7 protein-coding genes are annotated in these 13,065 nt (G+C 60.8%); 3 read left to right on the forward strand and 4 right to left on the reverse strand.

Annotation, left to right across the window (positions count from 1 at the left end; all coding sequences use genetic code 11):
- Positions 1-7: 7 nt before the first annotated feature.
- From E8L03_RS07085 to E8L03_RS07095, 3 genes are all read right to left on the reverse strand, one after another.
- Positions 8-2,284, reverse strand: coding sequence for a molybdopterin-dependent oxidoreductase (locus E8L03_RS07085; protein ID WP_171266941.1), 2,277 nt, complete (start codon positions 2,282-2,284; stop codon positions 8-10).
- Positions 2,281-2,856, reverse strand: coding sequence for a molecular chaperone TorD family protein (locus tag E8L03_RS07090; RefSeq protein WP_167512532.1), 576 nt, complete (start codon positions 2,854-2,856; stop codon positions 2,281-2,283). The genes E8L03_RS07085 and E8L03_RS07090 overlap by 4 nt, the downstream gene beginning before the upstream one ends.
- A 165-nt stretch (positions 2,857-3,021) precedes the next feature.
- On the reverse strand, positions 3,022-4,338 hold the full coding sequence (locus E8L03_RS07095; protein WP_171266942.1) for a LuxR C-terminal-related transcriptional regulator: 1,317 nt from the start codon (positions 4,336-4,338) through the stop codon (positions 3,022-3,024).
- 634 nt (positions 4,339-4,972) lie between these two features.
- On the opposite strand from E8L03_RS07095, the gene E8L03_RS07100 reads away from it, so the two are divergent.
- From E8L03_RS07100 to E8L03_RS07110, 3 genes are read left to right on the forward strand one after another with little or no spacing between them, the layout of a single operon-like run.
- Positions 4,973-8,671 (forward strand): response regulator, encoded by a 3,699-nt coding sequence (locus tag E8L03_RS07100; protein WP_171266943.1) that lies wholly within the window; start codon positions 4,973-4,975, stop codon positions 8,669-8,671.
- Positions 8,668-9,759 carry a response regulator gene (locus E8L03_RS07105; protein ID WP_144306083.1) on the forward strand — a complete coding sequence of 364 codons (1,092 nt, stop codon included), beginning with the start codon at positions 8,668-8,670 and terminating at the stop codon, positions 9,757-9,759. Before E8L03_RS07100 ends, E8L03_RS07105 begins: the two co-directional genes overlap by 4 nt.
- A gap of 27 nt (positions 9,760-9,786) precedes the next feature.
- Complete coding sequence (locus E8L03_RS07110; protein ID WP_144306082.1) at positions 9,787-10,998, forward strand: ATP-binding response regulator; 1,212 nt, start codon at positions 9,787-9,789, stop codon at positions 10,996-10,998.
- Between the two features lie 210 nt (positions 10,999-11,208).
- Here E8L03_RS07110 and E8L03_RS07115 read toward each other — a convergent pair whose 3' ends face one another.
- Positions 11,209-12,786, reverse strand: a complete 1,578-nt coding sequence (locus tag E8L03_RS07115) for a sigma-54-dependent Fis family transcriptional regulator (protein ID WP_144306081.1) — start codon at positions 12,784-12,786, stop codon at positions 11,209-11,211.
- Positions 12,787-13,065: the final 279 nt, after the last annotated feature.

Here is a 13,065-nt window from a genome sequence, read left to right on the forward strand (position 1 = left end):
CTCCGGATCAGACCCTGGCTACGTCGGCGAACTGGTCATGGATGGCCACGCCGGGCTGGCCGGTCTTGTAGCTGCCCATGTCCGCCGCCGTGTCGTCCACCAGGTTCTGGCAGTTGTACGGGTTGGCGTGGAACCACGCCTCGTACATCATGATGGTGTCGGCTGGCAGGATGGAGGTCAGCTTGGCCTGGATGGTCACCTCGCCCAGATCGTTGAACACGCGCACCGTGTCGCCGTCGTCGATGCCGCGTTCCGAGGCGGTCTGGGGGTTCAGGTAGACGTACGGCCTGGGGTTGAACTCCTGCATCCAGTCGATGTTGTTGAACTGCGAGTGGATGGCGAACTTGGTGTGCGGGGTGAGCAGGCGTAGCTTGGCGTTGGGTTCGCGCGGCTCCTTCCACTCCGGCAGGGCCTTGTGGCCGTGCTCGGCGCAGAGCTCGCTCTTGAACTCGTACTTCTTGGAGGGCGTGCCGAACTCCAGCGTGCTCCAAGAAGCCGAGGACGCCAGCTTCATCTTGCGCGGTCCCTCGCGCAGGTCCTCCCAGGATTCCAGGCCGAACTGGTCGTAGATGTTCTGGTTGAACTCCTTGACCATCCACTCCTTGGTGTCCACCTCGGTGGGGAAGGTGCAGGAGCCAGGGCTGAGCTCGTTCATCTTCTTGGACAGGGCGGCCGCGATCTCGATGTTCGACTTGGCCTCGTACATGGGCTTGATGGCCTGCTCGTTGATGGACAGCCAGTAGTGCCAGTACGAGGCATTGATGGTCCATTCCTCGAAGAGCGTGGTCACGGGCAGCACGATGTCCGACTGCTCCACGGTCTGGTTGAAGAAGTTGTCCACGGTGACGACCATCTCCAGCTTGTCAAAGGCCTTCTGCATCTTGTTGCGGTCGAAGTCCTGGCTGAAGGGGTTCTTGCAGGAGACCCAGAGCATGCGCACGGGCGGGTCCTGCGCGTCCAGGATTTCCTGGGCCGTCTTGTTGATGTTCAGGATGCGGTCCGAGTAGGAAACCTCGCCCTGGTCGCCGGTGAAGTGGAAGTCGCCCTTGACTTCGGTCTTGCCGGGCACGCCCTTGGCGCCTTCGGGCTGCTTCTGGAGCATGGCGTGGTAGTTGAAGCCCCAGGTCTGTAAATGGCCGTAGCGGGCGCCGCCGCCGACCTTGCCCACGTTGCCGGTCATGGCCACCAGGGCGTCAACGGCGCGGACAGTCGCCCCGCCGTTGACGTGGCGCTGCATGCCGTAGCCGATCCAGATGGTGGCGGGCTTTGCCGTGGCGAACTCCTCGGCCACGGCCTTGATGCGCTCGGCCGGAACGCCGGAGAGCTCGGCGGCCCAGTCCACAGTGACGTTATTGCGCAGGTAGCTGGCGAATTCCTCAAAACCCACAGAGTTGTTGTCCACCCAGTCCCTGTCCACAAGGCCCTGATCCAGAATATGCCGGGCCATGCCAAGGGCCAGGGCGCCGTCCGCGGAGGTCTTGACCTGCCAGTACTCGTCGGCCTTGGCCGCGGTCTGGGTCATCACCGGGTCGATGGCCACGATCTTGGCCCCGCGGTCACGGGCGGCATAGATGTACTTCATGGAGTGGACCGAGCACCACGCCGGGTTCACGCCCCAGAGGATCACATAGCGGGCGTCGGGAAAGTCCTCGGGGTCGTTGCACCACATGTTGCCCAGGTCGTAGTTCTGGGCATCGATGCCCGCCGGCCAGCACGGCGTGCCGGTAAAGCGGGTGGTGTAGCCCAGGGAGGACATCATGCCCTCGACCACGTAGTTGGTGATGCCGAAGTTGCCCGAGTACTTGGTCATGCCCAGGCCCAGCAGGTTGCCGTCCTTCTCCTGCATCTCCAGTACCTTGCGGGCTATCTTGTCCATGGCCTCGTCCCAGGAGAGGCGCTTCCAGTTGCCACTGCCCCTGCCCTGCTGCTCCATGGGATACTTCACGCGGGTGGGCTCGTATGGCCGACGCGTGTAGGCGTACCCTTTCACACACAGGCCGCCGCGCGTGTAGGTGGACTCCTGCGCGCCTTCGATGAACTGGAGCACGCCGTCCTTGACGTAGCTCTTGATGGAGCAGGTGTCGTAGCAGTTTCTGGGGCAGGCGTTGCGGAAGGTCTGGTAGTCGCCCTCGTAGACGATGCCCGCCTCGGCCGTAAGCGGCCGAAGCAAGGCTCCCGGCAGGCACGCCAGCGCGCCGCTGGCCGCCATGGCCTTGAGAAAGCGCCGCCTGGAAAAGGCGTTGGACAGCGCCTGGCCGACGCATTCCTTCGTGTGCGTCTTCATGATGCATTATCCTCCACGGTTGCGGTTCGCGCAGTGAATTGATGTTCCCGGGGTGAACACCCGGTCGTGTCGGCGAGATCCAAAAGGAACCGCACGAGCAGCATGGCGGCGTAAATGATGGCCGGGTGCGTTGCCTCCTGCGCGTACACGCCGTCGCAGAACTCCGGTATCCAAGCCAGCATGTGTTGTTCCAGGAAGTAGTTCCGCATGGAGGCCAGCTCCGGGCGACCGCCCCATTCCAAGGACGCATCCATGGCCAGCAGAGCGTCGAGCTCCAGGCTCACGTGGTCGTCGGGAAAGCTCCCTTCCAATGGGGATTGAAGACCGAGGAGGCGATAGATATTGCGCACTTCCATGGTGCTCGGCCCCATGACATAGGGCTCCGAGTCCAGGTAGATCGAGGAAAACGGCGGCGCCAGCGGCGGTTGCGGTCCGACAAAGAGCCTGTTGAACGAAAACTCGACCGCTTCCCAGTCGGGAATCGCCGGCGGCGTCGGCAGGTAGAGCGTCCGCTCATCCTGGCGCGTCAGCTTTATCCAGGCGTCGGCGAGGTCGTCTGCGTCCCTCGCCATGAAGAAATCTCTGAGGGCTTCCAATCGTCGCGCTGTTGCAGCGCGCTCATTGTGACAAGTCATGGCATCCTCCGGAAAGAATTATGAGGATGTCAGAATACGTAACGTGTGGTTGCGGCGGCTAGGAGAGGAAATAGGGTATTAGTGGGGAGCCGATTCTACCCACTATACATGACTGTTCGAGCTGTGCGTTTTACTGAGGAAGGTCCGCAGGTTGACGTCCTTGTTCTGGAGCTTCAGTTTTCGGCGGATATTCTTGCGATGGCTCTGCACCGTACCCACGGCCAGATTCAACGCCTCGGCGATATCCTTGGTGGAGGCCCCGGCCTCGATGAACTGGCAGACCTTCATCTCCGTGGGCGTCAGCCTGAGCAAAGCCGGGTGCTGATCCGGCCTGGCCCCTGCCGAGAGCTTGAGCAGCTGGTCCTCAAGCACGTCGAGATACGCCTTGCGCACCATGGGGCTGTCCGCGCGGCGCAGCTTGTCCAGGGCGGGCAACAGCTCCTCGGCCATCCGCCCCACAGTCTGTTTGTGGTCGTCCAGCTCGTTGTCCACGCTGCGCATGACGTTGCGCAGGGTTATGTTCATCTCGGCCAGCTGCTGCTTGTCCTGCTCCAGCGCCTCGGTGCGTTCTCGCACCGTATCTTCCAGAATGTCCCGGTGGGTAACGTGGACGGTGATGTCCTTGAGCACCACAAGGTACGCCGGCGAGGCCAGACTGACACGCTCCAGAGGGATGATCCGCATCTCGAAAAAAGAGCTGCCGTCCGGCGCGGCCAGCTCTTGCGCCGTGTCCTGGGGGTAGTACTTGAGCATGTCCTCCATGCTGCGCGCCTCCAGGTCGAGCAGAGACCAGACAGGCAGGCCCATGGTGGCGGCGGCGAAGAACTCGCTGGCGGCCTGGTTGAGCTCCAGCAGCTTGCCGTTCTCGTCGACAATAAGGACCATGTCCGAGATGACGGCCAGGATGTTCTCGTACTTGTTCTTCTCCAGCGTCAGCAGCCGGGCGGACTCGTCGAGCCTGCCGGCGACCTCCTCGCTGGAGAGCTCGCCCCATCTGGCAAGCAGGAGCGTGGTGAAGGCATCGGCGTAGAGGCGGACGATGTCCGCCGCCTCCACCTTGGCGGCCAGGGGCGCCTCGGTCTCGTCGATCATCTCCTCGATGGAGTGGATCATCGTGAAGAAGCAGCCCACGAACATGTTGCTGTTCACGCCGCGGAAACGGTGGCGCTCCGAGGAGGCGAGCAACGCCTCGGCCCAGTTCGCCTGGCCTGCGATGAGCTCGCCGAAAGCAGGCGCCCCGCCGCATTGGTCGAGGTGCTCCAGCACGGGATCGAGGAACCAGTTGAAGGCGTCGAGGCAGTCCTCGCGCTTTGCCGTGGTGTGGTCCAGGTAGCCGGCCTCTCCCATGGTGCGGACCCACTTCTTCAGGAAGTCTTCCTTGCGGAGGGTGAGGTGTCGAAGGAGCTCGGGAGTTGACATGTATTTCCTCTGGCCGCGGGTGGGCATGCAGGCTGGACCACGGGCCGACATGGCTTCGCCTGCGTTCCTGTCGCCGTGAAGCCGATATACTATACCAATAGTATGGTGCTATTGCCTTCAGGGTCAATTCCTTCTGCAAGCATGCCACAAGCATACGTGGATCGCCATCAATAAATTATTACATATCTGCAAATATACTTATCCATATTCCAGAAAAGGCTCCCAAATGGACCTGCACGGGCGCAGGCCCGCGCCCAGCGCATCTTTTTGACTCGGCTGGATGAATTAATAATTCATGTCTACGATGACGATTTGAACAAATTCTTCAGCACGGTTCCGCCGTCTCAACCATCATTTTCTTTTATTATAGCTGGATACACGAGCAAGGCCACACCCGGCTACGAGGCCCCTACTCCCCAACTATGCGCATCCGACTCTGACACGCCCTGCGCGCCAGACAGCTACGCCCCGATATCAAACAACAAACTATATTCTGAAAAATTATCGCACTGTTGCGCACATCTGAAATGGAATTGCGATTTGCACACAAATTCTTTAGTTCTATAATAGATTTGCCAGCATTGTCCGACAAGGTTTCCTGGACAGTTGAACTTCGCTTGTGTCGGGAGGGTTCATGCGCTCACACGGTTCCGGATTCTGGCGGCCATTTTTTCTGCGGTTCTTGCCCGTTACCACGTTGCTGCTGCTGTTTCTGTCGACGCTGATCTACCAGGGGCTCGAGCACAGAAGGCAGCTCTACCTCGACACGGAGCAGATGAAGCTCGATTACGTCACGGAATCGATCTCGATTGATATGGAACGGGTGTTCCATGATCTCTTCGACCTGATGCACCGCCGTTCCGTGACACACTACCTCGCCGACCCGAATCCGGAGAACCTGCACGAGGTCGAGCAGTCCTATCTGCTGTTCAGCCTCGACAATCCCCAATACGACCAGCTCCGCCTGATCGATCCCTCGGGCCAGGAGATCGTGCGCGTCAACGCCAAGGACGGCCGGTCCTGGCTCGTTGCCAAGAAAGATCTCCAGAACAAAGCGGACCGCTACTACTTCAAGGATGCGGTGACCTTGCCTCAGGGCGAGCTCTATACCTCCCCGCTCGACCTCAACATCGAGCACAAGCAGATAGAGCTGCCACACAAGCCCATGCTGCGGATAGCGGCCCCGCTCTATGACACCTACGGTAAGGTCAAAGCCGTGCTGGTGCTCAACTACCTCGGCCAGGTTCTGCTGGACAACATGCAGGGTCACCTGGAGTACAGCGGCCAGACCATCATGCTTATCAACCAGGACGGCTACTGGCTCCACGGCGGCGGCGAGGAGGCGAACTGGGCCTTCATGTTCCCCGACCGTACGGACCGTACGTTCGCCGCGGCCCACCCGAAGATATGGAAGGCCATGCAGGAAACCGAATCCGGGCAGCTGGAGGGGCCGGGCGGCATATACACCTATGATACGCTGAAGCTTTCGCCCAAGTCGGCCCTGCATGAACATCACAGGAACGCCACTGTCGCTCCAGAGTTCGTTCAGACCTGGAAGGTGGTGTCCTTCACGCCGATCACGCTCATGTCGGCGATGCTCTGGCAAGACTGGCCGCAGTATCTGGCCGCCGCGTTGCTGGTCATCATCCTCAGCGGCCTGGGCGCGTACCTGCACACCAGCCGGATGCTGGAGCGCCAAGCGGCGCAGCAGGCTGAGCGCCGGAGCGAAGCCCGCTTCCGCGACCTGGTGGAGACATCGCCGGACCTTATCTGGGAGACGGACAGCAAGGGCAACTTCGTGTACGTCAGCCCCCGCTCTGCTGATCTTTTTGGCCTGGAGCCAGAGGAGCTGGTGGGCAAACCGCTCTGCGGCATTCTATCCACGGAGTGGGATGAGCAGCACTTTGAAGAGTCCGCGGGCAAGGCGCCTGCCTGCTGGGAGATGACGTGCTACGATACGCAAGGCGAGCGCAAGATTCTGGAGGTCCGCTATCTGCCAGTCCTGGACGACCACAACAACGCCATAGGCAGACGCGGCGTCGCCCGGGACATCACCCAGGCCAAGAAGGCCCAGCAGCTTATCGAAGAGTCGCGGCAGGAGGCCGAGAGAGCCAACCAGGCCAAGGGCGAGTTCCTGGCGCGCATGAGCCACGAGATCCGCACGCCTCTCAACGCGGTCATCGGCATGAGCCATTTGATGCTCCGGACCGAGTTGAGCCAGAAACAACGGGATTACCTCAACAAGATACGCCTTTCCTCCGACGCCCTGCTGGGCGTAATCAACGACATCCTGGACTACTCCAAGATAGAGGTCGGCAAGATCGCCATCGAGCACGTGGAGTTCGACCTGGACACCGTGCTCGGCAACGTGGTGGACATCAACAGCCTGAATGCGGAGGAGAAGCGCCTGGAGTTTCTGCTCTCCGTGGAGGACGGCGTTCCCAGCAACCTGATCGGCGATCCGCTACGGCTGGGCCAGGTGCTCATGAACCTCCTGAGCAACGCCCTCAAGTTCACCGATGAGGGCGAGGTCCTGCTCAGGGTCTCCACCGTAGAAAAGGATGAGGAAACCGCCACTCTGCGTTTCAGCGTGCGGGACACCGGCATCGGCCTCTCCCAGGAGCACTTGGAGAACCTCTTCAAACCGTTCTCGCAGGCCGATGGCTCCATCAGCCGGCGCTTCGGCGGCACGGGCCTGGGGCTGAGCATCTGCAGCCACCTGGTGCAGCTCATGGGCGGCGCGCTGGAGGTGGACAGCACCCAGGGCCAGGGCAGCGACTTCCATTTCACGCTGACCTTCCCCATCGGCGCCGCCACCACGCGCCTCAGCTTCGCGGACGCCGAAGGGCTGAGCGGGTCTGCTGTTCTGGTGGTGGACGACAACGCCACCTCGCGCCAGATCCTCAAGGATATTCTGACCTCCCTGCGCTTCTCCGTCACCCTGGCGGAGTCCGCCGAAGAGGCGCTACGCCTGATCGAACGCGGCGAAGAGACCTACAACGTGATTCTGCTGGATTGGAAGATGCAGGGCATGGACGGCCTGTCGTGCGCCAAAAGGATTCGGGCCATGCCGCTGGAGACGCAACCCGCCCTGATCATGATCACCGCATACAGCCGGGAGGAGGTGCGCCGAGAGTCCGAGAACATCGGCATCGACGGTTTCCTGCTCAAGCCGGTCTCGCGCTCGGTGCTCTTCAACACCATTGCCGAGGCCCTTGGCAGCGCGATCAGCTCGGGCTCCAGCGCTGGCGCCGGCGGTTTTCCCTACGAGGCCGGAGCCGAAGGCATCCGTGGGGCTCACATCCTGTTGGTGGAGGACAACGAGATCAACCAGCAGGTGGCCAGCGAACTGCTGGAGGCCGTCGGCCTTAGGGTGACCGTGGCCGGCGACGGAGAGACGGCCCTGGAACTGCTGGCCAGAGATACCTTCCAGGCCGTGCTCATGGACATCCAGATGCCCGGCATCACCGGCCTGGAGGCGACGCGCCGCGTGCGCAACGAGCTTGGGCTCAAGGAGCTGCCAGTCATTGCCATGACCGCGCACGCCATGTCCGACGACCGGAAGGAGAGCCTGGCCGCCGGCATGAACGACCACGTGAACAAGCCCTTCGACCCCAGGGAACTTATCGAAACGCTTCGCCGGTGGATTTCCGATCAGGGCTGGGAACCGGACGAAAGCGCGCCGCCGGAGCAGAGCACGCCCATTGAGGATGCCCCCGCACAGAACCAGAACGCGACGCTGGACCACGAGCTCGGGCTGTACCGTGTCCGCGGCAACGCCGTGCTGTACAGAAAGCTGCTGGCCGATTTCGCCCGGAAGTATGAATCGATCGCCGAATCCTTCAAGGAAAAGATGGCGGCCAGCGAGAAAAAGGAGGCCCGGCGCATGGCCCATACGCTCAAAGGGGTCGCCGGCAACATCGGTGCGCTCCGGCTGTTCAACACCGCCAGCGAGATGGAGTCGTGCATCAACACCGGGCTCAAGCCATGCACCACCATGCTCGGGCAGCTCGAAAGCGACATGGCCGCCACCATGCAGGCCGTCCAGGAGTATCTGGATACCCACCATCCGAAAAGTACCGCCCAAAATGCGGGCCCCATGCTCGAAAAGCAGGAGCTCATTACGGCCCTGGCGAACCTGGCCCGGCTACTCGAAGAGCACGACACCAGGGCGCTGGACGAGTTCAAGTCTCTGGAGCCGACCCTGGCTGCAATGGACGAGGCGACAACGAACGATCTCGCCCTGGCCTTGAGAAGCCTTCAGTTCAAGAAGGCGCTACCCCTTACCCAGAAGCTGTGCGAACAGGTTGGAACCCTCGGAGCAGAGGCATGACCCCAAAGCAGAAACGCATCCTGGTGGTAGACGACACCATAGACAACATCCTGGTTCTGCGTGAGATTCTTTTGGACGAGTACACGGTGATCGCCGCTTCCAATGGATCCGAAGCCCTGGACATCGCATCGAGCGATCCCAAACCGGACTGCATCCTCCTGGACGTTCTCATGCCCGGCATGGACGGGTATGAAGTCTGCCGGCGTCTCAAGGCCAACGACGAGACACGCAACATCCCGGTTCTGTTCGTCACCACCCTCAGCGACGAGGAAGACGAGTCGCGCGGCCTGGAGCTTGGGGCCGTGGACTACATTACCAAGCCCATCCGCCCCGCCGTCGTGTTGTCACGCATACGCAACCACCTCAATCTCAAGGAGTATCAGGACCATCTCATGGACGAGGTGGAGAAGCGCACCAAAGAGATCGTCAAGATGCAGGACGTGACGATTTACAGTCTGGCGGCCTTGGCCGAGACGAGGGACAACGAGTTGAGCGGGCATTTTCGACGGACACAGCATGTCTCCGAAATCCTGGCCCATGACATGACGAAGCACCCGTTCTACCTTGATTTTTTCCGAAAAACCTCCATCGATATCCTGTGCAAATCCATCCCATTGCACGATGTGGGAAAGGTGGGCACGCCTGACCATATCCTATTCAAGCCGGGCCGGCTCACGCCGGAAGAGTTCGAGGTGATGAAGCTGCACACCGTGCACGGCCGGGACATCCTGCAACGGGCCGAGGATGTCCTGAACCACGACAGCTTCCTCAGCCTTGCCAGCGACATCGCCTACACCCATCATGAAAAATGGGACGGCAGCGGATACCCCCAAGGCCTGAGTGGCGAGAGCATTCCCGTCTCGGGCAGGATCATGGCTGTGGTGGATGTGTACGACGCCCTGATCAGCAACCGGGTCTACAAGCAGCCCATGCCGCACAGCAAGGCCGTAGAGATAATATTTGAGGGCCGCGGCGCGCATTTTGATCCGACCATCGTGGACATATTCATGGCGCACAAGGAAGAGATACGGAAAATCTCTCTTGAGTTCGCCGATTGCGATTCGGAGCGGGAAGCGCTCCAGGCCTGATCCGGCCCAGACCTCCGAGGATGGAACATGTCCGAGAACACGCTACGGGTTCTTGTCGTCGATGATGAAGAGCAAAACCTGATCGTACTCAACGAAATCCTGCACGGCGAGTACGCCGTGAGTGTGGCGTCGAGCGGCTCGGATGCCCTGGAGCTGCTGACCTCGTCCCTGGAGGTCGACATCGTGCTGCTGGATATCATGATGCCGGGCATGGACGGGTATGAGCTCTGCCGCCGCATCAAGGAGAACCCGAAGATCCGCCACATCCCGATTCTTTTCGTCACCGCCATGTCCGGCGTGGAGGACGAGGAAAAGGGCTTCCGCCTGGGTGCCGTGGACTTCATCACCAAGCCCTTCAGGCCCTCGATCGTACTGGCGCGGGTCAAGACCCATCTCACCCTGCACAGGCAAAAGAGGGTGCTGGAGCAGATGGTCCAGGAGCGCACGGCCGACCTGATCAGGGCCAAGGAGGAGGCCGAGGCCGCCAACCAGGCGAAATCCAAGCTCCTGGCCAACATGAGCCACGAGCTGCGGACGCCCCTCAACGGTATCCAGGGGATTCTCCAGCTGCTCAACGGCACCCCCATGGACAAGGAGCAGCTGGAGCTGCTCTCCTACCTCAAGACGGCGGCCAACCGTCTGCAGCCGATTCTCACCTCGCTGTTGGAGCTGGCCAAGCTCGACGCCGGCAGTCTGCTGCTCACGCCCAGGCCTTTTACTCTGACCGAGCCCATCAAACTTATCGAAAGCGTATTTTCGAAAAAGGCCCGGGAAAAAGGGCTTGCGTTCTCCGTACACATGGATCGGGAGCTGCCGCAAACGGTGATCGGCGACCGCGCCGCCCTGCTCCAGATTCTCGTCAACCTCATCGAAAACGCCATCTCCTTCACCCAGTCCGGCGAAATATCCCTGGGAGTAGAGCCCATTTCCGCCAGCCGCGACAAGCATGCAGCCAACGCCGGGCACGCCGCTCCTTCTGAAGACGCGTTGGTCTGGATTCGGTTCTCGGTGCGTGATACGGGCGACGGCATCGAGCCGGACAAGCTGGCCGACATCTTCCGCAGCTTCATCATTGCGGAGAATTTCCTGAGAAAGGAGCACGGAGGCGCCGGCCTGGGGTTGAGTATCGCCAAGCGGCTGGCCAACCTGGCCGGGGGCAACATCACTGCCCAGAGCGACCTGGGTCAGGGAAGCCTGTTCAGCCTGGAGCTCCCTTTCGAGCAACGCACGGCGTGGTAGCCGCCGGAGCCAGAACCTTTCCCATGGCCCGGCGAGAGCCCACAGCACCTCGCCGTCATCCTGCTCCCACAGCATGACGGCCGCGCCGGGATCATGACCTGACGCGTTGGCGCCCTCGCTCCGCAATCAACATTTCAGATTGTTACCGTATGCCCGCCCCTTGGCAGGGAGGCCGGGAGTGGTGCCTTTGCCCCTCTCCCGGGGATGCGCTCACGCCCCGCGCGCGGAGATGCCCAGCCGGCCCATGCGGTGCTGCAACGTTGACCGCGGTATGCCCAGTATTTTGGCAGCACCGTTGGGACCGGATACCACGCCGCCGCACCGCTTCAGAGCCTCGGTAATATGGCGCCGCTCCATCTCCTCCAGGCTCATGTCGGGCCCGCTCGGCGACGGCACCTCCTCCACCCGGGGCGCAACAGAAATTTCAGGAGCATCTTCACGGGCATGTCCGTTGGACAGCGCCTCTTCCACGTCGAGAAGAGCGACGTCGCCGGTCATGCAGTAGCTGAGCAGCAGCGTATTGATAACGTTGCGGAGCTCACGGATATTTCCCGGCCATGTGTGCTGCTTCAGACGGGACATGATGCTTTCCTTAAACTTGATGCGTTGCATGCCGTATGTGGAGGAAAGCTGTTTGACGAAAAATCGCGCCAGCACCGGGATGTCCTCCACACGCTTTCGCAACGGCGGGAGCTCCAGGGTACAGACAGAGAGCCTGTGGTAGAAATCGCTGCGCAACTGTCTGTTGGCCATGGCTTCCTGCACGTTCACGTTGGTTGCGGTGATGAGTCTGATATCCACACCCAAAGATACGCTTTCCCCCACGCGCTCGAAGTGCCTGTCTTCGATCACGTGCAGCAGCTTGCTCTGCATATCGCTGTTCAGCTCCGCGATTTCATCCAGGAACAAGGTGCCCTCGTTGGCCAGCTCGAACCGGCCCATCCGTTTGTTGGCGGCACCGGTAAAGGCACCTTTGGCGTGGCCGAAGAGTTCGCTTTCGATAAGCGTGGGTGAAAGAGCCGGGCAGTTGACCTTCACGAAGTTCTGCTTGCTCCGCTTGCTATGGCAATGGATGTAGCGCGCCAGATGGGTTTTGCCGGTTCCTGTCTCCCCCAGCAGCAAGACAGGCACGTCCAGCCTCGCCACGGTGTTCACCCGGTACATGAAATGGCGCATCGTCTCATCCACAAAGATGAAGTCGTCGCAGTCCACGGGCGGCACAGCGGGCTCAAACGGGTTCGATGCCCCGTCCTGCCCATGGCCCTCCACGGACAGCACGGCACCCAGGCAGACGGCCACGCTGGGACACAGCTCCAGAAAGAGCTTCATGATGCTGTAGAGGTCCTCCGGCTGACGGACAAAGGAGCAATGGAGCGTGCCCAGTATATTATCGTTGAGCACCAGGGGGAACGCCATGGTGGTGGTCAGGCCGGCTTCGGCCATGGGGTGCAGCATAGACTCGGTGAAATGCTGGGCGATGTCGGTGATGACGACAGGCTTTCGCGAAGCGATGACGTGGCCGGCCACGGTATCCTTCTCCGCCTTGCGCACGGGAGAAAGCGAGTTGACCACGGTGCCCGCGGCTGCGGAGAAGTAGCTGAGCAGGTCGCTGTGAGGGTCGTACAGGTTGATGCAAAGCCTGTCGTACTCGAAGAACTGCCGTAACTGCCCGGCAAGGGCCTGGAAAAAGGCCGGGCGCGTCGAATCCTTTTCCAGCTCCTTGTGAAGCTCTTGAGCAATACTGCGCGCGATGGCCCGAATTTCGTTTTTTGCGACTGGGACTCCCATAGGTTTTTCCTTCATTTCAAACTCCCACTTTATACCAGAACTGCTGCCTATTGACTGCCTGCCAACTACCTGTGCCAACCTGTATGTGGGCATCCTGCTCGCATATGGGCAGACAGGTCAAGGTCAAAATTATTTCAATTTCCGCAAAACCGTGTGTTTCCAAGAGGTACAAGGCGCCATGAATGTGTCGATTTGGTGGCATGCTCCTTGCTCAATTCGACGGAATTATATCAACCGACGTCTCGGGAACTATGGGAAGGAGGTTGTTTGGGCAACATC

Origin of the sequence: Oceanidesulfovibrio marinus (genome assembly GCF_013085545.1) — a bacterium.
In the GTDB taxonomy this organism is placed as follows: domain Bacteria; phylum Desulfobacterota; class Desulfovibrionia; order Desulfovibrionales; family Desulfovibrionaceae; genus Oceanidesulfovibrio; species Oceanidesulfovibrio marinus.

What these genes read in the sequence shown, in the direction of transcription:
- E8L03_RS07115 (WP_144306081.1), bottom strand. Translation starts at nt 12,786, where the DNA reads ATGGGAGTCCCAGTCGCAAAAAACGAAATTCGGGCCATCGCGCGCAGT.
- E8L03_RS07110 (WP_144306082.1), top strand. Translation starts at nt 9,787, where the DNA reads ATGTCCGAGAACACGCTACGGGTTCTTGTCGTCGATGATGAAGAGCAA.
- E8L03_RS07105 (WP_144306083.1), top strand. Translation starts at nt 8,668, where the DNA reads ATGACCCCAAAGCAGAAACGCATCCTGGTGGTAGACGACACCATAGAC.
- E8L03_RS07100 (WP_171266943.1), top strand. Translation starts at nt 4,973, where the DNA reads ATGCGCTCACACGGTTCCGGATTCTGGCGGCCATTTTTTCTGCGGTTC.
- E8L03_RS07085 (WP_171266941.1), bottom strand. Translation starts at nt 2,284, where the DNA reads ATGAAGACGCACACGAAGGAATGCGTCGGCCAGGCGCTGTCCAACGCC.
- E8L03_RS07095 (WP_171266942.1), bottom strand. Translation starts at nt 4,338, where the DNA reads ATGTCAACTCCCGAGCTCCTTCGACACCTCACCCTCCGCAAGGAAGAC.
- E8L03_RS07090 (WP_167512532.1), bottom strand. Translation starts at nt 2,856, where the DNA reads ATGGCGAGGGACGCAGACGACCTCGCCGACGCCTGGATAAAGCTGACG.